The 23,336-nt window shown below is 57.8% G+C and carries 22 protein-coding genes; 13 read left to right on the top strand and 9 right to left on the bottom strand.

What is annotated here, in order from left to right; genetic code table 11:
• Positions 1–2 precede the first annotated feature (2 nt).
• The 9 genes from murD to lpxC all read left to right on the top strand — a co-directional run bounded on the left by murD (position 3) and on the right by lpxC (position 10,375).
• Complete coding sequence (murD, locus tag QCD69_RS06610) at positions 3–1,319, top strand: UDP-N-acetylmuramoyl-L-alanine--D-glutamate ligase (RefSeq protein WP_301251454.1); 1,317 nt, start codon at positions 3–5, stop codon at positions 1,317–1,319.
• Complete coding sequence (gene ftsW / locus QCD69_RS06605; protein ID WP_253455280.1) at positions 1,319–2,533, top strand: cell division protein FtsW; 1,215 nt, start codon at positions 1,319–1,321, stop codon at positions 2,531–2,533. Before murD ends, ftsW begins: the two co-directional genes overlap by 1 nt.
• Complete coding sequence (gene murG, locus QCD69_RS06600) at positions 2,530–3,588, top strand: undecaprenyldiphospho-muramoylpentapeptide beta-N-acetylglucosaminyltransferase (protein ID WP_301251453.1); 1,059 nt, start codon at positions 2,530–2,532, stop codon at positions 3,586–3,588. Before ftsW ends, murG begins: the two co-directional genes overlap by 4 nt.
• Before the next feature lie 58 nt (positions 3,589–3,646).
• A complete protein-coding gene (gene murC, locus QCD69_RS06595; protein WP_301251452.1) occupies positions 3,647–5,119 on the top strand; it encodes a UDP-N-acetylmuramate--L-alanine ligase in 1,473 nt (490 codons plus the stop codon).
• Complete coding sequence (locus QCD69_RS06590; RefSeq protein ID WP_253455277.1) at positions 5,112–6,032, top strand: D-alanine--D-alanine ligase; 921 nt, start codon at positions 5,112–5,114, stop codon at positions 6,030–6,032. The genes murC and QCD69_RS06590 overlap by 8 nt, the downstream gene beginning before the upstream one ends.
• Position 6,033: 1 nt before the next feature.
• Positions 6,034–6,873, top strand: coding sequence for a cell division protein FtsQ (gene ftsQ, locus QCD69_RS06585; RefSeq protein ID WP_253455276.1), 840 nt, complete (start codon positions 6,034–6,036; stop codon positions 6,871–6,873).
• Positions 6,870–8,126, top strand: a complete 1,257-nt coding sequence (ftsA, locus tag QCD69_RS06580) for a cell division protein FtsA (RefSeq protein WP_125288999.1) — start codon at positions 6,870–6,872, stop codon at positions 8,124–8,126. The genes ftsQ and ftsA overlap by 4 nt, the downstream gene beginning before the upstream one ends.
• Positions 8,127–8,198: 72 nt before the next feature.
• Entirely contained in the window at positions 8,199–9,356 is a 1,158-nt protein-coding gene (gene ftsZ, locus QCD69_RS06575) for a cell division protein FtsZ (RefSeq protein ID WP_125289000.1), read from the top strand.
• 101 nt (positions 9,357–9,457) lie between these two features.
• Positions 9,458–10,375, top strand: coding sequence for a UDP-3-O-acyl-N-acetylglucosamine deacetylase (gene lpxC / locus QCD69_RS06570; protein WP_125289001.1), 918 nt, complete (start codon positions 9,458–9,460; stop codon positions 10,373–10,375).
• 3 nt (positions 10,376–10,378) lie between these two features.
• On the opposite strand, the gene QCD69_RS06565 is transcribed toward lpxC, so the two are convergent.
• Entirely contained in the window at positions 10,379–10,891 is a 513-nt protein-coding gene (locus tag QCD69_RS06565; RefSeq protein ID WP_125289002.1) for a DUF721 domain-containing protein, read from the bottom strand.
• A 21-nt stretch (positions 10,892–10,912) separates the two neighbouring features.
• On the opposite strand from QCD69_RS06565, the gene secM reads away from it, so the two are divergent.
• The gene (secM, locus tag QCD69_RS06560) at positions 10,913–11,392 is read left to right on the top strand and encodes a secA translation cis-regulator SecM (RefSeq protein ID WP_253455275.1); all 480 of its coding nucleotides are present in this window, start codon (positions 10,913–10,915) and stop codon (positions 11,390–11,392) included.
• A gap of 70 nt (positions 11,393–11,462) precedes the next feature.
• Positions 11,463–14,168, top strand: a complete 2,706-nt coding sequence (gene secA / locus QCD69_RS06555; protein ID WP_253455274.1) for a preprotein translocase subunit SecA — start codon at positions 11,463–11,465, stop codon at positions 14,166–14,168.
• A gap of 253 nt (positions 14,169–14,421) precedes the next feature.
• On the opposite strand, the gene QCD69_RS06550 is transcribed toward secA, so the two are convergent.
• The gene (locus QCD69_RS06550; RefSeq protein WP_301251451.1) at positions 14,422–14,967 is read right to left on the bottom strand and encodes a prepilin peptidase; all 546 of its coding nucleotides are present in this window, start codon (positions 14,965–14,967) and stop codon (positions 14,422–14,424) included.
• 238 nt (positions 14,968–15,205) lie between these two features.
• On the opposite strand from QCD69_RS06550, the gene mutT reads away from it, so the two are divergent.
• Positions 15,206–15,601, top strand: coding sequence for an 8-oxo-dGTP diphosphatase MutT (mutT, locus tag QCD69_RS06545; protein WP_301251449.1), 396 nt, complete (start codon positions 15,206–15,208; stop codon positions 15,599–15,601).
• Between the two features lie 311 nt (positions 15,602–15,912).
• Here the strand turns inward: mutT and yacG are convergent, their stop codons facing one another.
• The 3 genes from yacG to coaE are packed head-to-tail and all read right to left on the bottom strand — an operon-like array spanning position 15,913 to position 17,486.
• Complete coding sequence (yacG, locus tag QCD69_RS06540; protein WP_253455270.1) at positions 15,913–16,116, bottom strand: DNA gyrase inhibitor YacG; 204 nt, start codon at positions 16,114–16,116, stop codon at positions 15,913–15,915.
• Between the two features lie 11 nt (positions 16,117–16,127).
• Positions 16,128–16,871 carry a cell division protein ZapD gene (gene zapD, locus QCD69_RS06535; protein ID WP_125289008.1) on the bottom strand — a complete coding sequence of 248 codons (744 nt, stop codon included), beginning with the start codon at positions 16,869–16,871 and terminating at the stop codon, positions 16,128–16,130.
• Positions 16,872–16,874: 3 nt separating this feature from the next.
• Positions 16,875–17,486: a dephospho-CoA kinase gene (gene coaE / locus QCD69_RS06530; protein WP_301251446.1), complete on the bottom strand. Its 612-nt coding sequence runs from the start codon at positions 17,484–17,486 to the stop codon at positions 16,875–16,877.
• 235 nt (positions 17,487–17,721) lie between these two features.
• Between coaE and QCD69_RS06525 the strand changes: the two genes are divergently transcribed.
• Positions 17,722–18,762 carry a GMP reductase gene (locus QCD69_RS06525; RefSeq protein ID WP_253455268.1) on the top strand — a complete coding sequence of 347 codons (1,041 nt, stop codon included), beginning with the start codon at positions 17,722–17,724 and terminating at the stop codon, positions 18,760–18,762.
• A 241-nt stretch (positions 18,763–19,003) separates the two neighbouring features.
• On the opposite strand, the gene hofC is transcribed toward QCD69_RS06525, so the two are convergent.
• From hofC to nadC, 4 genes are all read right to left on the bottom strand, one after another.
• Positions 19,004–20,203 (bottom strand): protein transport protein HofC, encoded by a 1,200-nt coding sequence (gene hofC, locus QCD69_RS06520; protein ID WP_301251490.1) that lies wholly within the window; start codon positions 20,201–20,203, stop codon positions 19,004–19,006.
• Positions 20,196–21,587 (bottom strand): type II secretion system protein GspE, encoded by a 1,392-nt coding sequence (gene gspE, locus QCD69_RS06515; RefSeq protein WP_301251444.1) that lies wholly within the window; start codon positions 21,585–21,587, stop codon positions 20,196–20,198. Before gspE ends, hofC begins: the two co-directional genes overlap by 8 nt.
• Complete coding sequence (gene ppdD / locus QCD69_RS06510; RefSeq protein ID WP_253455266.1) at positions 21,584–22,033, bottom strand: prepilin peptidase-dependent pilin; 450 nt, start codon at positions 22,031–22,033, stop codon at positions 21,584–21,586. The genes gspE and ppdD overlap by 4 nt, the downstream gene beginning before the upstream one ends.
• Before the next feature lie 206 nt (positions 22,034–22,239).
• Positions 22,240–23,145 (bottom strand): carboxylating nicotinate-nucleotide diphosphorylase, encoded by a 906-nt coding sequence (gene nadC / locus QCD69_RS06505; RefSeq protein ID WP_301251442.1) that lies wholly within the window; start codon positions 23,143–23,145, stop codon positions 22,240–22,242.
• Positions 23,146–23,336: the final 191 nt, after the last annotated feature.

Genomic DNA, 23,336 nt, shown 5'->3' with positions numbered 1-23,336 from the left:
TAATGACTGATTACCAGGGTAAAAAAGTCGTCATTATCGGTCTGGGATTGACCGGGCAGTCGTGCGTTGACTTCTTTTTAGCGCGTGGCGTCACGCCGCGCGTCATGGATACCCGACTTGTTCCGCCGGGCCTGGAAAAGCTGCCAGCAGAAGTGGAACGCTGGCTGGGTTCGTTGAACGACGACTGGCTGCAAAGCGCCGATCTGATTGTCGCCAGCCCCGGGCTGGCGCTGTCGCATCCGTCCCTGACGGCGGCGGCGAAAGCGGGCGTGGAGATCGTAGGCGACATCGAGCTGTTTTGCCGCGAGGCGCAGGCGCCGATTGTGGCGATCACCGGCTCTAACGGCAAAAGCACCGTGACCACGCTGGTGGGCGAGATGGCTACAGCCGCAGGCTGGCAGGTCGGCGTGGGCGGCAATATTGGCCTGCCGGCGCTGATGCTGCTTGCTCAGCCCGCCCGGCTCTACGTGCTGGAACTCTCCAGCTTCCAGCTGGAAACGACCCACAGCCTGAAAGCGGCGGCGGCGACCATCCTGAACGTGACGGAAGATCATATGGATCGCTATCCGTTCGGGATGCAGCAGTATCGGGCGGCCAAGCTGCGCGTTTACGAACAGGCAGACGCGTGCATTGTGAATGCGGACGATGCGATGACCATGCCGGTACGCGGCGCGGATAAACGCTGCATCAGCTTTGGCGTCGACGTCGGCGACTATCACCTGACGCGCCAGCAGGGCAGCACCTGGCTGCGCGTTAAGGGCGAAAAAGTGCTGAACACCAGCGAGATGTCCCTGGTCGGCCAGCATAACTACACTAACGCGCTGGCGGCCCTTGCGCTGGCCGATGCCGTGGGTTTGCCTCGCGCCTCCAGCCTGAAAGCGCTGACTACCTTTACCGGCCTGGCGCACCGCTTCCAGCTGGCGCACGAGCGTAACGGCATTCGCTGGATCAACGACTCCAAAGCGACCAACGTCGGCAGCACCGAAGCGGCGCTGAACGGTCTGACCGTGCAGGGCACGCTCTGGCTGCTGCTGGGCGGCGACGGCAAATCCGCCGACTTCACTCCGCTGGCTCGCTACTTACAGGGCGATAACATCAGAATTTACTGCTTTGGTCGGGATGCGGCCGCGCTGGCGGCGCTGCGCCCGGAAAGGGCAGTGCAGACCGCAACGATGCAGGAAGCCATGCAGCAGATTGCCGCCAAAGCGCAGTCGGGCGATATGGTGCTGCTGTCGCCGGCCTGCGCCAGCCTCGATCAGTTTAAAAACTTCGAGCAGCGCGGCGACGTGTTCACTCGACTGGCAAAGGAGCTGGGCTGATGCGTGTTCCGGGTTTAAGCGTTGCCAGCTGGCTGTCAGAACGCCTGAAAGAGTGGGTGATGGGCTCGCGCGAGAGCGATGCCAGCACCATGGTGCTTTACGACCGCACGCTGCTCTGGCTGACGATAGGGCTGGCGATTATCGGCTTCGTGATGGTGACGTCGGCCTCCATGCCGGTGGGCCAGCGTTTATCGGACGATCCTTTTTACTTCGCCAAGCGCGATGCCTTTTACATCGTGCTGGCGTTCGGCATCGGGCTGGTCACGCTGCGCGTGCCGATGGCTTTCTGGCAGCGCTACAGCAACATTATGCTGCTGGTCACGGTGGTGATGCTGCTGATTGTGCTGGTGGTGGGCAGTTCGGTAAACGGCGCCTCGCGCTGGATTGCGCTCGGCCCGCTGCGTATCCAGCCTGCGGAGCTCTCCAAGCTTTCGCTGTTCTGCTATCTCGCCAGCTACCTGGTGCGCAAGGTAGAGGAAGTGCGCAACAATTTCTGGGGTTTCTGCAAGCCGATGGGCGTGATGGTGGTGCTGGCGGTCCTGCTGCTGGCGCAGCCCGATCTGGGTACCGTGGTGGTGCTGTTTGTCACCACGCTGGCGATGCTGTTCCTGGCTGGCGCAAAATTATGGCAGTTTCTGGCGATCATCGGCTCCGGTATTTTTGCGGTTTGCCTGCTGATTATTGCCGAACCTTACCGTATGCGGCGCGTCACCTCTTTCTGGAACCCGTGGGAAGATCCCTTCGGCAGCGGCTACCAGCTGACCCAGTCGCTGATGGCGTTTGGCCGTGGCGAATTCTGGGGCCAGGGGCTGGGCAACTCGGTACAGAAACTGGAATATTTACCGGAAGCGCACACCGACTTTATCTTCTCGATTATCGGTGAAGAGCTGGGTTATATCGGTGTGGTTTTAGCGCTGTTAATGGTATTCTTCGTCGCTTTTCGCGCGATGTCCATCGGGCGCCGCGCGCTGGAGCTTGACCAGCGCTTCGCCGGTTTTCTGGGCTGCTCTATCGGCGTCTGGTTCAGCTTCCAGGCGCTGGTTAACGTTGGCGCCGCAGCAGGTATGCTGCCGACCAAAGGCCTGACGCTGCCGCTGATCAGTTACGGCGGCTCCAGCCTGATAATTATGTCAACCGCCATCGTATTTTTGTTACGCATAGATTATGAAACGCGTCTGGCAAAAGCCCAGGCGTTTACGCGAGGTAGTCGATGAAAGGGAAGCGACTGATGGTTATGGCCGGCGGCACCGGAGGACACGTTTTTCCGGGGCTGGCGGTGGCGCACCATCTGATGGCGCAGGGCTGGCAGGTGCGCTGGCTCGGCACGGCTGACCGTATGGAGGCCGATCTGGTGCCGAAACACGGCATCGACATCGATTTTATTCGCATCAGCGGCCTGCGCGGCAAAGGGCTGAAGGCGCAGCTGGCCGCGCCGCTGCGGATTTTCCACGCCGTACGCCAGGCCCGCGCAATCATGAAGGCTTATAAACCGGACGTGGTGCTGGGCATGGGCGGCTACGTTTCCGGGCCGGGCGGCCTGGCGGCGTGGAGCTGCGGTATTCCGGTGGTGCTGCATGAACAAAACGGCATCGCCGGATTAACCAATAAGTGGCTGGCGAAAATCGCCAAAAAAGTGATGCAGGCGTTTCCCGGCGCGTTCCCTGATGCGGATGTGGTCGGCAACCCGGTACGGACAGACGTGCTTGCTCTGCCGTTGCCTGCTGAACGTATGGCCGATCGCAGCGGCCCGGTTCGCGTATTGGTTATCGGCGGCAGCCAGGGCGCCCGCGTGCTGAACCAGACGCTGCCTCAGGTGGCCGCGAAGCTGGGCGACAGCATTACGCTGTGGCACCAGACGGGCAAAGGCGCGCTGGCTGAAGTCAACGACGCCTACGGTAAGGTTGGACAGACGCAGCATAAAGTCACCGAATTTATTGACGATATGGCAGCGGCCTACGCCTGGGCGGACGTTATCGTCTGTCGCTCCGGCGCGCTGACGGTCAGCGAAGTGGCCGCCGCAGGCTTACCGGCGATCTTCGTGCCGTTTCAGCATAAAGATCGTCAGCAGTACTGGAACGCGCTGCCGCTGGAAAAAGCGGGCGCGGCAAAAATTTACGAGCAGCCGCAGTTTACGGCTGACACCGTGGCGCAGACGCTGGCCGCATGGGATCGCCCAACGCTGATGGCGATGGCGGCGAAGGCCCGTGCCGTGGCGATCCCGGATGCGACCGAGCGTGTCGCAGCCGAAGTCAGCAAAGCGGCGCTATAGCACAGGACGAGACTTGTCCCGGAACAGGGTGCCAGCAGGTACCGACAGGCAGAAAGAGATGAATACACAACAACTGGCAAAACTGCGTTCTATCGTGCCCGAGATGCGTCGCGTCCGGCACATTCACTTTGTTGGCATCGGTGGTGCCGGCATGGGCGGTATTGCCGAAGTGTTGGCCAACGAAGGCTATGAAATCAGCGGTTCCGATCTGGCGCCGAATGCGGTCACGCAGCATTTGAGCGCGCTGGGAGCGACCATCTATTTTAACCATCGTCCTGAAAATGTCAGCGATGCCAGCGTGGTGGTGGTATCCACCGCGGTGTCGCAGGATAACCCGGAACTTATCGCGGCGCGTGAAGCCCGCATTCCGGTGATCCGTCGGGCGGAAATGCTGGCCGAGCTGATGCGCTTCCGTCACGGCATCGCCGTCGCCGGGACGCACGGAAAAACCACGACCACGGCCATGGTATCCAGCATTTATGCGGAAGGCGGCCTGGATCCGACCTTCGTTAACGGTGGCCTGGTCAAAGCGGCCGGCACCCATGCGCGTCTGGGCAGCAGCCGCTATCTGATTGCGGAAGCGGATGAAAGCGATGCGTCCTTCCTGCACCTTCAGCCGATGGTGGCTATCGTCACTAATATCGAAGCTGACCACATGGATACCTATCAGGGCGATTTTGAGAACCTGAAGCAGACCTTTATCAATTTCCTGCACAACCTGCCGTTCTATGGCCGCGCGGTGCTCTGCGTGGATGACGCGGTGATCCGCGATCTGATCCCGCGCGTAGGCCGCCAGATCACCACTTACGGCTTTAGCGAAGATGCCGACGTGCGTATCGCCAGCTACGAGCAGCACGGCGCGCAGGGCCACTTCACGCTGGCCCGCCACGATAAGCCGCTGATGCAGGTGACGCTGAACGCGCCTGGCCGCCACAATGCGCTGAACGCCGCCGCTGCGGTAGCCGTCGCGACGGAAGAGGGCATTGACGATGCAGAAATCCTGAGCGCGCTGGAAAGCTTCCAGGGCACCGGTCGTCGCTTCGATTTCCTGGGCGAGTATCCGCTACAGGAAGTGAACGGCGTGCAGGGCACCGCGATGCTGGTTGACGATTATGGCCATCATCCCACGGAAGTTGACGCCACGATCAAAGCGGCCCGCGCGGGCTGGCCGGACAAGCAGCTGGTGATGATCTTCCAGCCGCATCGCTATACGCGCACCCGCGATCTCTATGACGATTTCGCGAACGTGCTGTCTCAGGTGGATGTGCTGCTGATGCTGGACGTTTACTCCGCTGGCGAAACGCCGATCCCCGGTGCCGACAGTCGCTCGCTGTGCCGCACCATCCGTGGGCGCGGCAAAGTCGATCCTATTCTGGTGTCGGACCATGACGCCGTGCTGGAAATGCTGGCGCCGAAGCTGTCCGGCAACGATTTAATTCTGGTGCAGGGCGCGGGCAACGTTGGCCGTATTGCCCGCACGCTTGCTGAAAATAAGTTACAACCGCAGAAAGAAGGTAAACATCATGGCTGAGAAAGTAGCGGTATTGCTGGGTGGCACTTCTGCGGAACGCGACGTTTCCCTGATGTCGGGCAACGCCGTGGTGAGCGGACTGCTTGAGGCGGGCATCGACGCGCATGCCGTCGATATCCGTGATTTTCCGGTAACGCGCCTGAAAGAAGAAGGCTTCGATAAAGCTTTTATCGCGCTGCACGGTCGCGGCGGCGAAGACGGCACCCTGCAGGGGCTGCTGGAGTTTCTGGCTATTCCCTATACCGGCAGCGGCGTGATGGCTTCCGCCATTACCATGGACAAGCTGCGCACCAAATGCTTGTGGCAGGGCTGCGGCCTGCCGGTATCGCCTTACGTGGCGATTACCCGTAAAGAGATGGACGCCGGGCTTAACGACGAGATCCGCGCCCGTATCGCAGCGCTGGGCCTGCCGGTTTTCGTTAAGCCCAGCAGCGAAGGCTCCAGCGTCGGCATCAGCCGCGTTAACGACGCTGACTCGCTTCAGGCTGCGCTGACCGAGGCTTTCCGTCACGACGACGACGTGCTGGTAGAGGCGTTTCTGAGCGGCCCGGAATACACCGTAGCGGTGATCGGCGACGATATTCTGCCTTCCATTCGTATTCAGGTGGCTTCGGAGTTCTATGACTATGAAGCAAAATACTTTTCTGACGAAACGCAGTACTTCTGTCCAAGCGGTTTATCGGCCGAGCGGGAAGCGGAACTGAGCGAGATCGTGATTAAAGCGTGGCGCGCGCTGGGCTGTAGCGGCTGGGGACGCGTCGATCTGATGATGGGCGGCGACGGCCAGTTTTACCTGCTGGAGGTGAATACCTCGCCCGGCATGACCAGCCACAGCCTGGTGCCGATGGCCGCTAAGCAGGCCGGCATGAGCTTTTCGCAGCTGGTAGCCCGCATTCTGGAACTGGCGGACTGATATGTCCCAGGCTGCTCTGAATGTTCGCAATCGCGAGGCGCAGGAAAAAGCGCGCACCGGCCGCAGCAACGGCTCGCGGCTGGCCGGCATTCTTTTCCTGTTGATAGTGCTTGGCGTGATGTCGGCAGGCGGTTACGTAGTGGTACGCTGGATGAACGACGCGTCCCGGCTGCCGCTGTCGAGGCTGGTGGTGACGGGGCAAATGCACTACACCACCAACGACGATATTCGTCAGGCTATCCTGTCGCTGGGCGAGCCTGGCACTTTTATGTCGCAGGACGTGGATGTTATCCAGCAGCAGATCGAACGGCTGCCCTGGATCCAACAGGTCAGCGTGCGTAAGCAGTGGCCGGACGAATTAAAGATTCATCTGGTTGAATATGTGCCCGTTGCCCGCTGGAATGACCTGCATCTGGTTGATGCAACGGGAAAATCGTTCAGCGTGCCGGCTAATCACCTCGGCAAAGAGAAGATGGTGATGCTTTACGGGCCGGAAGGCAGCGAATCCGAAGTGCTGGCAGGCTACCATCAGATGGACGCTATGCTGGCCGCCGGAAAATTTAAGCTGAAGGCGGCGTCAATGACGGCGCGGCGTTCATGGCAGCTGGTGCTGGATGACGATACGCGTCTGGAACTGGGACGCAACGAGGATATGAAGCGGCTGAAACGCTTCATTCAGCTCTGGCCGACGCTCCAGCAGCAGGCGCAAGCGGAAAATAAGCGGATCGGTTATGTGGACTTGCGATACGACTCTGGCGCGGCAGTAGGCTGGGCACCGCCACTTATTCAGACCACTGACGGTAATAAGCAACAGAATCAGGCACAGGTTAAACAACAATGATCAAGGCGACGGACAGAAAACTGGTAGTTGGACTGGAAATCGGCACCGCGAAGGTCGCCGCTTTGGTAGGGGAAGTTTTGCCCGATGGTATGGTCAATATCATCGGGGTGGGTAGCTGTCCTTCTCGCGGCATGGATAAAGGCGGCGTCAACGACCTGGAGTCGGTCGTCAAGTGCGTACAGCGTGCAATTGACCAGGCCGAACTGATGGCGGACTGCCAGATTTCGTCGGTTTATCTGGCGCTGTCCGGAAAACACATCAGCTGTCAGAACGAAATAGGGATGGTTCCTATTTCAGAAGAGGAAGTGACCCAGGAAGATGTGGAAAACGTGGTGCACACCGCGAAATCCGTGCGTGTTCGTGACGAACACCGGATTTTGCACGTTATTCCGCAAGAATATGCGATCGATTATCAGGAAGGGATCAAAAATCCGGTAGGCTTATCGGGCGTGCGTATGCAGGCGAAAGTCCATTTGATCACCTGCCATAACGATATGGCGAAAAACATCGTTAAAGCGGTTGAACGATGCGGCCTGAAAGTTGACCAACTGATTTTCGCCGGTCTGGCCTCCAGTTTTGCCGTGCTGACCGAAGATGAACGCGAGCTGGGCGTTTGCGTTGTGGACGTCGGCGGCGGCACAATGGATATCGCGGTCTATACTGGCGGGGCGCTGCGCCACACCAAGGTTATCCCGTATGCGGGCAATGTGGTCACCAGCGACATCGCCTATGCGTTCGGCACGCCGCCGACCGATGCGGAAGCCATTAAAGTGCGTCACGGCTGCGCGCTCGGCTCCATCGTCGGCAAAGACGAAAACGTCGAGGTGCCGAGCGTGGGCGGACGGCCGCCGCGCAGCCTGCAGCGCCAGACGCTGGCAGAGGTCATTGAGCCGCGCTATACCGAGCTGCTGAACCTGGTCAACGACGAGATTTTACAGCTGCAGGAGCAGCTGCGTCAGCAGGGCGTCAAGCATCACCTGGCCGCAGGCATCGTCCTGACCGGCGGCGCAGCGCAGATTGAAGGCCTGGCGGCCTGCGCGCAGCGCGTGTTTCATACGCAGGTACGCATCGGCCAGCCGCTGAATATCACCGGCTTAACAGATTATGCGCAGGAGCCTTACTACTCGACGGCTGTCGGGCTGCTGCACTACGGAAAAGAGTCTCATCTTAACGGTGAGGCGGATGTGGAAAAAAGAGCGTCAGTGGGCAACTGGTTCAAGCGAATCAACAGCTGGCTGAAAAAAGAGTTTTAATTTAGAGAAAAGGAGATCATGCTAGGCTTATTTTATGATCTCCAGGCGACAGGCACATAACGGAGAGAAATTATGTTTGAACCTATGGAATTAACCAATGACGCGGTGATTAAAGTCATCGGCGTCGGCGGCGGCGGCGGTAACGCCGTAGAGCATATGGTGCGTGAGCGCATCGAAGGCGTAGAATTCTTTGCCGTTAACACCGACGCTCAGGCGTTGCGCAAAACGGCAGTAGGCCAGACCATCCAAATCGGTAACGGGATTACCAAGGGTCTGGGTGCCGGGGCAAACCCGGAAGTAGGACGCAATTCAGCGGAAGAAGATCGTGAAGCATTACGTCAGGCGCTGGAAGGCGCGGACATGGTGTTTATCGCCGCAGGTATGGGCGGCGGCACCGGTACCGGCGCGGCGCCGGTCGTGGCCGAAGTAGCCAAAGATTTAGGTATCCTGACCGTGGCCGTCGTGACCAAGCCTTTCAATTTTGAAGGCAAGAAGCGTATGGCTTTCGCGGAGCAGGGTATTGCCGAGCTCTCCAAGCATGTCGATTCTCTGATTACTATTCCAAACGACAAGCTGCTGAAAGTGCTGGGTCGCGGTATTTCTCTGCTGGACGCGTTCGGCGCGGCTAACGACGTGCTGAAAGGCGCAGTGCAGGGCATTGCCGAACTGATTACCCGTCCGGGCCTGATGAACGTCGACTTTGCCGACGTGCGCACCGTAATGTCCGAAATGGGCTATGCGATGATGGGCTCCGGCGTGGCGTGCGGCGAAGACCGTGCGGAAGAAGCGGCCGAAATGGCGATCTCCAGCCCGCTGCTGGAAGATATCGACCTTTCCGGCGCGCGCGGCGTACTGGTCAACATCACGGCTGGTTTCGACCTGCGTCTGGATGAATTTGAAACCGTGGGTAACACTATCCGCGCCTTCGCTTCCGACAACGCGACCGTGGTTATCGGTACCTCGCTGGATCCGGAAATGAACGACGAGCTGCGTGTGACCGTGGTCGCAACCGGCATCGGCATGGACAAACGTCCGGAAATCACGCTGGTGACCAACAAGCAGGCACAGACTCAGCCTGTTATGGATCATCGTTATCAGCAGCACGGTATGGCGCCGCTGCCTCAGGAACAAAAGCCTGCGGCGAAGGTGGTCAACGAGCCCGGCACGCAAACCAACAAAGAGCCTGACTATCTGGATATTCCGGCCTTCCTGCGTAAGCAGGCGGACTAAGAATTCCCTGAAGGTTGGGGTTCTCCGCTCTTTGTGTTAAAGTGTTCGCCCGTCAGTGATTTATACTGGCGGTCGGATGAGTAATTTTGCGAGATAATGCGATGATCAAACAACGGACATTAAAACGTATTGTTCAGGCGACTGGCGTCGGTTTGCATACCGGCAAGAAAGTCACTCTGACGCTACGCCCTGCGCCGGCTAACACCGGGGTCATCTATCGTCGCACTGACTTGAATCCACCGGTTGATTTCCCGGCTGATGCCAAATCCGTGCGTGATACCATGCTCTGTACCTGTCTGGTCAACGAGCATGACGTGCGTATTTCCACGGTCGAGCACCTGAATGCGGCCCTTGCCGGCCTCGGCATTGATAATATCGTGGTGGAAGTTAACGCGCCTGAAATCCCTATTATGGATGGCAGCGCGGCGCCCTTTATTTATCTGCTGATGGACGCGGGTATTCAGGAGCTGAACTGCGCGAAAAAATTTGTACGCATTAAACAGCCTGTCCGGGTTGAAGACGGCGACAAATGGGCCGAACTGGTCCCGCACAACGGCTTTAAGCTCGATTTCACCATCGACTTTAAGCACCCGGCTATCGACGCCAGCTCACAGCGCTACAGCATGGATTTTTCCGCTGAAGCCTTTGCGCGTCAAATCAGCCGTGCCCGTACGTTCGGCTTTATGCGCGACATCGAGGCGTTACAGTCTCGCGGTCTTTGCCTGGGCGGCAGCTTCGACTGCGCCATCGTGGTGGACGACTATCGCGTGCTGAACGAAGACGGCCTGCGTTTTGAGGATGAGTTCGTGCGTCACAAAATGCTGGATGCGATCGGCGACCTGTTTATGTGCGGACACAACATCATTGGCGCGTTTACCGCGTTCAAAGGTGGTCACGCGCTGAACAACAAGCTGCTGCAGGCCGTGCTGGCGAAGCAGGAAGCCTGGGAATGGGCAACGTTTGAAGACGAAGCCGAGCTGCCGGTGACCTTCCGTGCGCCAAACCTGGTGCTGGCTTAAGCACTATTTATGACGACTGGTTGAGCGGGTACTCTCTCCGGCCAGCAAGGCCAGTCGTTCTAATGTTTTCTTTAGTTTTTCCGGGCTACGGCTCGCGACTCCCCGTAAAATTTCCGCACTCTCTTCGCTAAGCTGACGCCCCAGATTATTCTCTTTTGCTGGCCGAACGCTGTTTTCCTGCGCGTTTTCCTGAGCTTTTGCCGCCATCGTTGGATTTATCCTGATGTCGATTGACGTCAATGATGGTAATATTTGCGCTCGTAAAGCTGACAGCAGGCTGGATTGTTCATAGCGTAAGCGCATCATCCAGCTGGCATTAGCGGTTTCAAGCACCAGAACGCCCTGGCGAAAATTCGCCACGCGGCACCAGGGATGCAGCTGAGCCGGGATAATACCTTGCAACGCACGGTTCAGCTTATTCAGCGCAATAGCGCGTTGCTGAATGGATTGCAGCATACTCTGGCCTTCGGCAGCTTCGAAAAAACTTTCAATTGATTGCGGGCGACTATCGCGCATAGCAGGCTCCGGCGGAAAACAGTGGGTATTCTTAATTGTTGGCGACAATTTGGCAGACGTTACTTCTGGCCGCATCTCCTGTTGGGGATGGTCGCGGCGAGCTTTGGTCTGCCTCACGCCTCAGGTGATACCTTACCAGAAACGGCTTCCAGAAGCCTGAATATCAATAATAGCGTGCGCTTCGACAGCCTTGCGTTGTTGAACGCGCGTCGCGCCAGCTTTAATGTGGATTACTGGCATCAACACGCCATCCGCACCGTTATTCGCCATCTCTCTTTTACGCTGACGCCCGCTGCCGTTATTGAGCAGGCCACGCCGCTTGAGGTGCATCGGCTGGCGCTGCTGGACACGCTGAATGCGCTACTCACGCATGAAGCCAGACCGCCCGCGATTGTTCGCCAGACCACGCCGCAGCAAACAACCGACGCGCCTCGCTATCAGACCGGCCTGTGGCTGGCCAGCGTGCAGGGCATTCGCGCCGGGCCTGTCTCTCTCGCATAAATCGACTATAGTTCCCCCATTAAAAGTTTAGTGATGCGCTGTAGAAGCAGTGGCTGAGAGAATATTGTTTATGTTAATCAAATTATTAACCAAGGTTTTTGGTAGCAGTAACGACCGTACGCTGCGCCGTATGCGCAAAGTGGTTGAGCAGATCAACAAGATGGAACCGGACTTTGAGAAGCTGTCCGATGATGAGCTGAAGGCGAAGACCGCCGAGTTCCGCGCGCGTCTGGAAAAAGGCGAAGTGCTGGAAAACCTGATCCCGGAAGCCTTTGCGACCGTACGTGAGGCCAGCAAGCGCGTCTTTAACATGCGTCACTTTGACGTGCAGCTGCTGGGCGGCATGGTACTGAACGATCGCTGCATCGCGGAAATGCGTACCGGTGAAGGTAAAACCCTGACCGCTACGCTGCCTGCTTACCTGAACGCCCTTAGCGGCAAAGGCGTGCACGTCGTCACGGTCAACGACTATCTGGCGCAGCGTGATGCGGAAAACAACCGCGCGCTGTTCGAGTTCCTGGGACTGAGCATCGGCATCAACCTGCCGGGAATGCCTGCTCCGGCCAAACGTGAAGCCTACGCTGCCGATATTACCTACGGCACCAACAACGAATATGGCTTTGACTATCTGCGCGATAACATGGCGTTCAGCCCTGAGGATCGCGTACAGCGCAAGCTCAACTATGCGCTGGTAGATGAGGTCGACTCCATCCTGATCGATGAAGCGCGTACGCCGCTGATTATCTCCGGCCCGGCGGAAGACAGCTCCGAACTCTATATCAAAGTTAACAAAATCATCCCTCACCTGATCCGTCAGGACAAAGAAGACTCCGACACCTTCCAGGGCGAAGGCGACTTCTCCGTGGATGAAAAAGGGCGTCAGGTGCATCTGACCGAGCGCGGCCTGATGAAGGTGGAAGAGCTGCTGGTCAGCGAAGGCATCATGGAAGAGGGCGAGTCGCTTTATTCGCCAGGCAACATCATGATGATGCACCACGTCACGGCGGCGCTGCGCGCCCATGCGCTCTTTACCCGCGACGTGGACTATATCGTGAAAGACGGCGAAGTGATTATCGTCGATGAACATACTGGTCGTACCATGCAGGGCCGTCGCTGGTCGGATGGTCTGCATCAGGCGGTAGAAGCGAAAGAAGGCGTGGAGATCCAGAACGAAAACCAGACGCTGGCTTCTATTACCTTCCAGAACTATTTCCGCCTTTACGACAAGCTGGCCGGTATGACCGGTACGGCAGATACCGAGGCTTTTGAATTCAGCTCTATCTACAAGCTGGAAACGATTGTCGTACCTACCAACCGCCCAATGGTGCGTAAAGATCTGCCGGATCTGGTCTATATGACCGAGAAAGAGAAGATCGATGCGATCATTGAAGATATCCGCGAGCGTACCGCTAACGGCCAGCCGGTGCTGGTGGGAACGATCTCTATTGAGAAATCGGAAGTGGTGTCAGCCGAGCTGACTCGCGCCGGGATCAAACACGAGGTGCTGAACGCCAAGTTCCACGCCCGTGAAGCGGATATCGTGGCGCAGGCTGGTCAGCCGGGCGCGGTTACCATCGCAACCAACATGGCGGGTCGCGGTACGGATATCGTGCTGGGCGGCAGCTGGCAGGCGGAAATCGCCGCGCTGACCGATCCAACCCCTGAGCAGATCGAAGCGATCAAGAGCGCCTGGAAAGTGCGTCACGATGCGGTACTGGCTTCCGGCGGTCTGCATATCATCGGCACCGAGCGTCATGAATCACGCCGTATCGATAACCAGCTGCGCGGCCGCTCCGGTCGTCAGGGCGATAACGGCTCCTCACGCTTCTATCTGTCGATGGAAGATGCGCTGATGCGTATTTTCGCCTCCGATCGCGTCTCTAATATGATGCGTAAACTGGGCATGAAGCCGGGCGAAGCGATTGAGCATCCGTGGGTGACCAAAGCTATTGCCAATGCACAGCGCAAAGTGGAAAGCCGTAACTTTGATATTCGTAAGCAGCTGCTGGAATATGATGACGTGGCTAACGATCAGCGTCGCGCTATCTACACCCAGCGTAACGAGCTGTTGGACGTTTCCGACGTATCGGAAACTATCACCAGCATCCGTGAAGACGTGTTTAAAACCACGATCGATACCTACATTCCACCGCAGTCGCTGGAAGAGATGTGGGATGTGCCAGGCCTGCAGGAACGTCTGAAAAACGATTTCGACCTGGAGCTGCCAATTGCAGAGTGGCTGGACAAAGAGCCTGACCTGCATGAAGAGACGCTGCGCGAACGTATTATGACGCAGGCCAAAGAGCAGTATCAGCGTAAAGAAGAAGTGGTCGGCATTGAGATGATGCGCAACTTTGAAAAAGGCGTGATGCTGCAAACGCTGGATTCGCTGTGGAAAGAGCATCTGGCTGCAATGGACTATCTGCGTCAGGGCATCCATCTGCGTGGCTATGCGCAGAAGGATCCTAAGCAGGAGTACAAGCGCGAGTCTTTCGCCATGTTCGCCGCAATGCTGGAGTCGCTGAAGTATGAAGTGATCAGCACGCTGAGCAAGGTGCAGGTCCGGATGCCGGAAGAAGTCGAAGCGATGGAAGAGCAGCGTCGTGAAGAAGCCGAGCGTCTGGCGCAGCAGCAGCAGCTGAGCCATGTGGATACCGAAACGGAAGCGGCAATGGCGCTGGCTGAGCAGACCGGCGAGCGCAAAGTCGGACGTAACGATCCTTGCCCTTGCGGCTCAGGAAAAAAATATAAGCAGTGTCACGGCCGCCTGGCCTGACGGGTATTGCTGACCACGCTTTAAAAAACCGGGGAATTCCCCGGTTTTTTTATGGCGGAGAGACAGGGCAAACCAGTACGCTCTTGCACAGCCACAGCCACAGCCACAGCCACAGCCACAGCCACAGCCACAGCCACAGCCACATAATTTTTACTAAAGCCAGCTCGCCTTGCGTCAGTTATAGTCTTTGCCAAAGCGAGGCCGTGTTATGCCAGTTATAGTCTTTGCCACGTCAGGGCCGGCCTCCTGGCCGTTATCCATAGAGCCAGAGAAATATCGTCCAGCCTGCAAAGGCCAGCGCAGGCCCAAAAGGGAAAGGCGCATTAAGCGGATGCCTGAACATCAGCCACGCGGCAAAAAGCGCGGCTGAGGTGATAAGCGTCGCCAGCAGCACGATCCAGGGCAGCCGCTCCAGGCCCGTCCAGGCGCCCAGCGCCGCCAGTAATTTGGCATCGCCCAGCCCCAGCCCCTCTTTTTTTCTCAGCAGCCAATAGCCGCGCGAGAGCAGCCAAAGCGTGCTGTAACCCGCCGCTGCGCCATAAACGGCCTGCTTCGGCGTCAGGCCCGGCAGCAATCCGATCGTGCTGGCAAGCAGTCCAAGCCAGAGCAGCGGCAGCGTCAGCATATCCGGCAGCAGAAACAGGCGATAATCCACGACTGCCAGTGCTAATAACGTCCAGCTTAGCAGCAGCGCCGGCAGCCACAGCCTCAGAGGCAGCTGCGCTATGACGATTGTTGTCACTGCCAGTAGCGCTGGCAGCATGACCATATTTTCCTGAAGGCTAAAGATGCGGCGCATATTTCTCTCCTCTTATCCGTGAGTCGGCAGACGTCGCCGTGCCTGTCTGCTTTGCTTAAGACGGGCTTCCCTGGAACGAAATTCTACGCTTTGTTTTTACTGCCGTACCGGCCTTCGGCCATTTTCATGCTGTTACATAGCTGATTTTCGTAACGGATCGCAGTTTACAATCGGGCTTGCGATTGTGCCGCAACGCTGGAATAGTGGCGGCGTACTTCAGGCAATCCAGAGAACAGTTATGAAGCATTTGCAGGTGGCAGTAGGCATCATTCGTGACGGGCAGAAAAGAATATTTCTAACCCAGCGCTCCGCTAAATCCCATATGGCTAACCGATGGGAATTTCCCGGCGGGAAAATCGAAGCAGGCGAAACGCCGGAACAGGCGCTGAAGCGCGAGCTACAGGAAGAAACGGGCATCACTCCGCTGAGCGCATCGGCCTGCGGTATGGCCAGCCATACGGACAGCGAGCTACAGGTCACGCTGCATTTCTTTCTGGTAGAGGCCTGGCAGGGCGAACCGTGGGGACGTGAAGGGCAGCCGCAACGTTGGGTCGCGCAGCAGGCGCTGGTGGCGGAAGAATTTCCTCCCGCCAATGCAGAACTGATCGCTCGCCTGCAGGCCGGACTGATTTAGACGCGATCGTTGCCCGTAGGCTTGGGTGGATTCAGGCGATATCGCTCGCAGGCCGTGCTGATTCAGACGATATCGTTGCCTGCAAACCGGGCTAATTTGAGCGATATTTCTCGTGTGCGGGCCGTGCTGATTCAGGCAATATCGTTGCCTGCAGACACAGGCTAATTTGAGCGATATTTCTCATCTGCAGGCCGGGGCTGATACAGGCGATATTGTTCGTCTTCAGAGCGGGTCAACGTAGACGATATTGCCTCGCTGCTGGCTGAAAAGGGCCATATTCAGCCAGCGGTCATCTTCCTGGTAGTAGGCTTTCAGTAGCGATCTTTCGGTTCTTCGCTCCATTCATCGCTGTCGGAAAGATCGCCCTCGCTGGGAATACGTTTCTCTTCGTTAGCCCATTCGCCCAAATCGATCAGCTGGCAGCGCTTGCTGCAGAAGGGCCGCCAGGGGCTCAGCTCATCCCAGATAACCTCTTTATCACAGGTTGGACAGTTTACGGTGATGACTTCATTCATTGATCGTTACCTCAGCAGCAGGCAAGTTGAAAATCGAGGCGCGCCGGCACCTCGCCGTGCTCGCTGTCGAGCGGCAGAAAGCGGATAGCATAGCGGCTTTTATGGCCGGAAACCTGCGGATAAAGCGAGTCCTCCAGCATCAGCTGCAGGCGCAGCAGATCGGCGCCTTCCGCATTGTCCTGATAAAATCCGTTCAGGCTGGTCTGATGGCGAAAAGCGCCCGACTGGCGAATTAAGTCCAAAATCAGCGTCAGCGCGTCGCGGATAGGCGCCAGCGAGTTCATCCACAGCGCAACCTGACTGTCCCGTTTCTCCTGTTCTATATGCAGCCAGATATGCAGCGTAGGCAAGTCGAAACTGCAGCAGCCGCCGGGAATACTTAAGCGCTGACGCACCAGTCCGATCAACCGATCTTCCCGCATCATCTGTCCCATACGCGGAGCGGCCATCAGCGCAGTCGAACGCGTTTTCAGACTGTCGTGCAGCTTATGCACCAGATCCATATCCACGCCCGGCACTTCCGCCCAGGAGCGTAGCTTCTGCTGCTGCTTATCCAGCTCTTTGACAATTTCGGTACGCAGTTCGCCGCGTTCAAATACATCCAGCAGCTCGGCCGCATTGCGGAAAAAAGTTAGCGCGCTGACTGAATCGACGATGGTGCGGCTGCTGTCCAGCTGATTCATTAAAAATTCAATGCGCAGCCAGGTCCGCATTTTTTCATTTAATGGGTACTCAAATAAAACCGTTGTGCTCATGCTTTAATCCTGATCTGTTGCTCCGGCAAGCTGGCGATAGCGCTGATCCAGCCGGGCAACTTTGGCGGCCACATCATCAGGTGTGCCGCCGTTATCGATAATGTCGTCGGCTACGGCAAGTCGCGCTTCACGCGTGGCCTGCGCAGCCAAAATATGTTCAGCCTGTTCACGGCTGATGTGGTCTCTGCTCATGGTACGCGCCAGCTGCGTTTCGCGATCGACATCCACAACCAGCACCCGATCGGCCAGCTGTTGCAGATTGTTTTCAACCAGCAAAGGAACGACCCACAGGCACCAGACGGAGCGGGTTAACGCCAGCTGGCGACGGGTCTCACTATGGATCAGCGGATGCAGAAGGGCGTTCAGCCAGGCTTTTTCCTGCGCGGAACTGAAAATCCGCTGACGCAGCGCGGCGCGATCTAGCGAGCCGTCCGGGCGAATGACCGCCGCACCGAACCGCTCTTGTATCGCTTTCAGCGCGGGTTGACCGGGCTCCACGACCTGACGGGCAATAATATCGGCGTCAACGATATCCACGCCTCTGGCCGCGAAGGCGTTAGCGATAGTGGTTTTCCCGCTGCCGATACCGCCGGTCAGCGCAACAGTATAGCTCATAGTCCCGATTCTCACGGCTCCGATGTGGCCGCATCCGCTCAGGCCAGCATTGACGCGGCCGCTAAAAGTGGGGTGCAGATCACATAAGAGAATCACAGATAAATTTATGGGATTGTAGCCTAAATAAACCTGTTTTCGCAGTCTTGTCCGTGCGTTTTTAGCGCGTATGATAAGGCTACTGGAGCTGGCAGCAGCACCCAATCATCAGATTGCGCCATCAACCAGGAAGTGATTTATGCGTATTGAAGAAGATATTAAGCTAGGTTTTAAAGATGTCCTGATCCGCCCCAAGCGTTCCACGTTGAAGAGTCGTTCACAGGTTGACCTGAACCGTCAGTTCACCTTCAAACACTCCGGCGTCGCCTGGTCAGGCGTGCCGATCATTGCCGCCAATATGGATACCGTCGGCACCTTCAGCATGGCGGAAGCGCTGGCCTCATTCCAGGTCCTTACCGCCGTTCACAAGCATTATAGCGTGGCACAATGGCAGGCCTTTATCGATCGCGTACCTGAAAGCGTACTGCAATACGTGATGGTTTCTACCGGCACTTCCGATGCCGATTTCGTTAAAATGCAGCAGATCCTCGCGCTGTCGCCCGCGTTAAATTTCATTTGTATTGACGTTGCTAACGGCTACTCCGAACACTTTGTCGAGTTTTTACAGCGCGCTCGCGAGGCCTGCCCGGATAAAACTATCTGTGCGGGTAACGTAGTGACGGGCGAAATGGTGGAGGAGCTTATCCTTTCCGGTGCCGATATCGTGAAGGTGGGCATCGGCCCCGGATCCGTCTGTACTACAAGGGTGAAAACTGGCGTAGGCTATCCGCAGCTTTCCGCCGTAATTGAATGTGCGGATGCGGCTCATGGGCTGGGCGGTCAAATTGTCAGCGACGGCGGCTGTTCGGTACCGGGCGACGTGGCGAAAGCCTTCGGCGGCGGCGCCGATTTTGTGATGCTCGGCGGGATGCTGGCCGCGCATGATGAATGCGAAGGCACGCTGGTGGAAGAGGACGGCGAGCAGTTTATGCTGTTTTACGGCATGAGTTCTGAATCTGCGATGAACCGGCACGTTGGCGGCGTGGCGGGCTATCGGGCGGCAGAAGGCAAAACCGTTAAGCTTCCCGTTCGCGGCCCGGTAGACAACACGGCGCGAGACATTCTTGGCGGCCTGCGCTCTGCCTGTACCTACGTTGGCGCTGAGCGGCTGAAAGAGCTGACCAAGCGCACGACCTTTATCCGCGTGGCGGAGCAGGAAAACCGGGTGTTCAACCGTTAAAGTCGGCAACTGGCCTGCCGCTTGCGCTGAGCGGCAGGTTTTTACGCTGTCGCTTTCACACCCTGCCTGGTAGAACGGCATCACTTTGCCTGCCTTAAAGCGTCGCCTGTCCCAAAATGTTGCCTGCTTCAAAGCATTGTCTGCCTTAAAGCATTGTCTGTCTCAAGGCGTCTCCTGTCTCAAAGCGTTGTCTGTCTTAATACGTCCTCTGTGTGAATACATCGCCTGGTCAAAACGGTCACTATCCCAAAGCATCGCCCAGGTTAAAGATGGGCAAGTACATCGCGACTACCAGCGTGCCGACCAGCACGCCGGTAACGATCATCATTAACGGTTCCAGCGCGGCGGCCAGATTATCCGCCAGCTCATGCGCGCTGGCCTCATGCCATTCCCCCAGCCGCAGCAGCAGGCTGTCCAGCGCGCCAGCCTCTTCGCCCACTTTTATCAGCTGGTAGCACAGCGGCGTGAAAAGCTCGTGCTGTGCCAGCGCCTGATACAGCGGGTTACCGGCGGCGATATGCTGCTGCAGGGCGACTATCGCCTCCCGCCACAGCAGATGATCGAGCGTTTTCTCTACCGCCTGCAGCCCCTGCAACAGCGTCAGACCAGCCTGCTGCGTCAGCGTCAGGGTCAGAAAGATACGGCTGAGCTGGCCGCCGCGATAAAGCCTGCCGATAAGCGGCAGCTGTAACAGACATCGCTGCTCGTTACGCTGCCAGACGGGCAGGCGGCGGCTTTGCCAGCGCCAGTAAGCAAGGCTGCCGAAGGCCAGCGGCAAAATAAGCATGCCATAACGCTGCAGCCCCTCGGACAGCGCGATTATGGCCGCGGTAAAAGCCGGTAGCGGCGCTTTAAAGGAACGATAGATAGCTACAAACTCCGGCAAAACGAAAACCAGCATCCCGATGCTGACCAGCAGCGCGACGGCGACCACAAACAACGGGTAGCGCAGCGCTTTCATTACTTTCTTTTGCAGCTGTTGTTCTCTTTCCTGCTGACCGGCCAGCCGCAGACAGCATTCGTCCATTCTGCCGGTCAGTTCGCCAACCGCGATCAGGGCAGGGTAGAGCGGTGGGAAAACTACAGGCCAGTCGGCCAGCGCCTGTGAAAAGGGTATGCCTTCCGACACGCTTTGCTCTATCTGCGTGAGTAAAGCCTGCCAGCCGGGATCGGCATGGCCTTCAGCCGTCAGCCGCAGGCTGGCAGAAAGCGTCATGCCTGCCTGCAAAAGCGTAGCCAGCTCGCGGAAAAAGGTAATCTTGTGCTGCCATTTCCAGTCGCCGGCGCGATAGCGGCGTCCTTTGCTAACCTTTAGCGGCAGCAGGTCGAGCGCCATGAGCCGTTCTGTTGCTTCCTGGCGGCCACGGCAAAAACAGGCTCCCTGATGAAAAGCGCCTTCTTTGTCCATGGCCTGCCATTCCACTAACAGCGGATCAGTCATCGTCATTACCGACAATTCGATTCAGCTCTGCCAGCGTGGTTTCGCCTTTATTCACGCTATGTAGTCCTTCTACAAACAGCGAGTTTATATTTTGCTGCCGGGTAATTTTCAGCAGCGCCTCCTGAGCGCTGTCGGTCGCGATAGCATTTTGCAGCCGCGCATTAACGGGAAGCAGCTCGAACAGCGCCAGCCTGCCATAAAAGCCGGAATAGCAGCGTTCGCAGCCGACGGCGCGCCAGTTTTGCACCGTACCCGGCCAGAGATCCTGAGGGAAATGGGCCAGCGCTTCGGCGGGTTCGCGACAGTGCGGGCAGAGACGGCGTACCAGACGCTGGGCGATAACCAGCTTTAGCGCGGAGGCAAGCTGGTAGCCGGGAATGCCGATTTGCCTTAGCCGGGTCAGCGTTTCCGCCGTGGAGTTGGTGTGCAAAGTCGACAGAACCAGATGGCCGGTCTGCGCCGCCTTGATGGCGATTTCCGCCGTTTCCGCATCGCGGATTTCGCCAATCATAATTACGTCGGGATCCTGACGCAGCAGAGCGCGTAGCACGCGGTTGAAATCAAGTCCGGTTTTAGGATGTACCTGGGTTTGATTAACGCCCGGCAGCGGGATTTCCACGGGATCTTCCACGCTGCACAGGTTGCGGCCCGGCGTGTTAAGCGAGCTCAGCCCGCTGTAAAGGGTAAAGGTTTTCCCGCTGCCGGTAGGGCCGGTAACCAGAATCAGCCCCTGCGGCCTCGCCAGCGCCTCGCGAAAGCAGCGCAGCGCCGCTGGCGACATGCCGAGATTCTCCAGCGACACGGACTGGGTGTCAGTTTGCAGCAGTCGGATAACCGCTTTTTCACCGCAGCGCGTGGGCAGCGTCGAGAGGCGAAAGGAAGCGGGTTTTCCCAACAGTGCCAGCGTGAACTGGCCATCCTGCGGGATCCGGCGTTCGGCGATATCCAGGTTAGCGACTATTTTCAGCCTTGCCAGCAGCGCCGCGGCGTTGTCGGCTGGCGAAGTCGGCACGTTTTGCAGCACGCCATCCACCCGAAAACGGATGCGTAACGCGTCGGCCTGAGGTTCGATGTGGATATCGGACGCGCGCTGCTGTATCGCCAGCGCCAACAGATTGTCGATACGCTGGATGGTGGTTTCGCTATGTGCCGCCGCAGGTTCCGATGCGGCCGGACGATCCTGTCGATACTGTTCCAGTCGCGCCGGTGGCCAGTACTCAATCTCAATCGCGCCCTGAGCGGTAAAACGCAGCGCCGCCATCATATCGGCCGAGGGCGGCGTCGCCATCGCGATGTGCAGCCGCTGCGGCGTAAGCGAAAGCACCACGGCGTGATGACGTTGACAAAGGGCCTCGACGGCCTGCAGAGAGGAAGACGCTGTCATTCCGCCACCTCGCTGTCATCGTCAAAGCGGAAGATATTTTCACAGGCTTCTTTCAGTCCCGTTTGCTGGGTAGCGCAGGTGCGCTGCCAGCCGATTTGGCCTTCGGCACCGTCCCACTGCGGTTTCATCGTTACCGTCAGGCCATTCAGGCTCTCCTGGCCCGTCAGCGTCAGCGCGCCGCCCTGCACGGCCACAGTGGCAACATAGCGCGACCCTTTCCCGGACGGCACGCCGTTGCTGCCTGCGCTACAGCTTTCCGCGCCGCCGTGCTCGATGGCGCACAGTTCCACGGCGGTTTTAAAAGGCATCGCCGTTTGCAGCATATCGGTCAGCGCGGCTTTTTGCAGATAGTTCTGGTAAGCCGGCAGGCCGATAGCGCTGAGAATGGCGATGATAGCGATAACTATCATTAGTTCGACCAGGGTAAATCCCTGCTGATTTTTCATGATGTTGACTTCCATGTGTTTAAGGAGTCAGCAACGTACCGCTGAAAAAAAGCACAAACCAGCGGCAAAAAAACGTTTCCGAAGAAGGGCAGCAGGAATTCTTTCGCTATTACATCAGCAGACAAAAAGGCGGGAAGACGGCTCGCAAAATTCAGTGATGGGAGCGAAAACGCCATCCGGAGACGGCGTTAAAATGACAGGTAAAATTAATGGGCGGCAGCGGGGCGAAAGCGCATGGAGAGATCCAACGCCCGCACGTGCTTGGTTAGCGCGCCGACCGAGATGTAATCCACGCCCGTTTCGGCGAAAGTCCGTAGCGTCTCATCGGTGACGTTGCCGGAAACCTCCAGCAGCGCGCGGCCGTTGGTCAGGCGCACCGCTTCCCGCATCTGCTCAACGCTGAAGTTATCCAGCATGATGATATCCGCCCCGGCCTCGATCGCCTGACTAAGCTCGTCCAGCGATTCAACCTCAACTTCCACCGGCACGTCCGGATGCAGCCAAAACGCCTTTTCCACGGCCTGGCGTACTGAACCGGTGGCGATAATATGGTTTTCCTTGATCAGGAAAGCGTCGGAAAGGCCCAGTCGGTGGTTAGCGCCGCCGCCGCACAGCACGGCATACTTCAGCGCGGTGCGCAGTCCCGGCAGCGTTTTTCTCGTATCCAGCAGCTGCGTTTTAGTGCCTTCAAGCATAGCCACATAGCGGCTGACCTCGGTTGCCACGCCGGATAACGTCTGGACAAAATTCAGCGCGGTGCGTTCGGCTGTCAGTATCAGCGAGGAAGGGCCGATTACTTCAAACAGCGGCTGGTTGGCGACGATCGCGTCACCATCCTCCACGTGCCAAATCATCTGCGTCTTATTACCAAGCTGGATAAAAACTTCTTCGACCCAGCGTTTCCCGCAAAAAATCCCTGGTTCGCGGGTGATCACTACGGCATGAGAGCGGGCATCTTCTGGTAGCAGGCTGGCGGTAATATCCCGGCTGGCGTCGATCTCGCCGCCCAGGTCTTCTCGCAGCGCCAGGGCGACGGCAGGAGGAATATCATCCTTAATACGTTCCAGCAGCGCAGCACGACGGCTGTCCGCATCGTAGCGACGGGTTGTCATGGTCAAACTCCAAAAGGGCGGATTGAAGAGAGAACCATGCTAGCTTTTTTACCTGCGGCTGGCGAGTCGGTTACTGCGCCAGAGCGGCCGATTTTTTGCCGCCTGACAGGGCAAAAAGCGACGAAACTTCCCCCGAGCTGTTTCTGCGGCGGCGGGGCTTCCCGCGTCAGGGATTCATGTTACTCTGATGT

It is taken from the genome of Erwinia sp. PsM31 (genome assembly GCF_030433775.1).
GTDB lineage: Bacteria > Pseudomonadota > Gammaproteobacteria > Enterobacterales > Enterobacteriaceae > Erwinia > Erwinia aeris.
Note: the sequence above shows the minus strand (reverse complement) of the source record. Positions and strands in the feature narration are given on the sequence as shown.

Bases quoted from the DNA above. Each gene is read 5' to 3' on its own strand.
- murD (WP_301251454.1), top strand. From the start codon at position 3: ATGACTGATTACCAGGGTAAAAAAGTCGTCATTATCGGTCTGGGATTG.
- ftsW (WP_253455280.1), top strand. From the start codon at position 1,319: ATGCGTGTTCCGGGTTTAAGCGTTGCCAGCTGGCTGTCAGAACGCCTG.
- murG (WP_301251453.1), top strand. From the start codon at position 2,530: ATGAAAGGGAAGCGACTGATGGTTATGGCCGGCGGCACCGGAGGACAC.
- murC (WP_301251452.1), top strand. From the start codon at position 3,647: ATGAATACACAACAACTGGCAAAACTGCGTTCTATCGTGCCCGAGATG.
- QCD69_RS06590 (WP_253455277.1), top strand. From the start codon at position 5,112: ATGGCTGAGAAAGTAGCGGTATTGCTGGGTGGCACTTCTGCGGAACGC.
- ftsQ (WP_253455276.1), top strand. From the start codon at position 6,034: ATGTCCCAGGCTGCTCTGAATGTTCGCAATCGCGAGGCGCAGGAAAAA.
- ftsA (WP_125288999.1), top strand. From the start codon at position 6,870: ATGATCAAGGCGACGGACAGAAAACTGGTAGTTGGACTGGAAATCGGC.
- ftsZ (WP_125289000.1), top strand. From the start codon at position 8,199: ATGTTTGAACCTATGGAATTAACCAATGACGCGGTGATTAAAGTCATC.
- lpxC (WP_125289001.1), top strand. From the start codon at position 9,458: ATGATCAAACAACGGACATTAAAACGTATTGTTCAGGCGACTGGCGTC.
- QCD69_RS06565 (WP_125289002.1), bottom strand. From the start codon at position 10,891: ATGCGCGATAGTCGCCCGCAATCAATTGAAAGTTTTTTCGAAGCTGCC.
- secA (WP_253455274.1), top strand. From the start codon at position 11,463: ATGTTAATCAAATTATTAACCAAGGTTTTTGGTAGCAGTAACGACCGT.
- QCD69_RS06550 (WP_301251451.1), bottom strand. From the start codon at position 14,967: ATGCGCCGCATCTTTAGCCTTCAGGAAAATATGGTCATGCTGCCAGCG.
- mutT (WP_301251449.1), top strand. From the start codon at position 15,206: ATGAAGCATTTGCAGGTGGCAGTAGGCATCATTCGTGACGGGCAGAAA.
- yacG (WP_253455270.1), bottom strand. From the start codon at position 16,116: ATGAATGAAGTCATCACCGTAAACTGTCCAACCTGTGATAAAGAGGTT.
- zapD (WP_125289008.1), bottom strand. From the start codon at position 16,871: ATGAGCACAACGGTTTTATTTGAGTACCCATTAAATGAAAAAATGCGG.
- coaE (WP_301251446.1), bottom strand. From the start codon at position 17,486: ATGAGCTATACTGTTGCGCTGACCGGCGGTATCGGCAGCGGGAAAACC.
- QCD69_RS06525 (WP_253455268.1), top strand. From the start codon at position 17,722: ATGCGTATTGAAGAAGATATTAAGCTAGGTTTTAAAGATGTCCTGATC.
- hofC (WP_301251490.1), bottom strand. From the start codon at position 20,203: ATGACTGATCCGCTGTTAGTGGAATGGCAGGCCATGGACAAAGAAGGC.
- gspE (WP_301251444.1), bottom strand. From the start codon at position 21,587: ATGACAGCGTCTTCCTCTCTGCAGGCCGTCGAGGCCCTTTGTCAACGT.
- ppdD (WP_253455266.1), bottom strand. From the start codon at position 22,033: ATGAAAAATCAGCAGGGATTTACCCTGGTCGAACTAATGATAGTTATC.
- nadC (WP_301251442.1), bottom strand. From the start codon at position 23,145: ATGACAACCCGTCGCTACGATGCGGACAGCCGTCGTGCTGCGCTGCTG.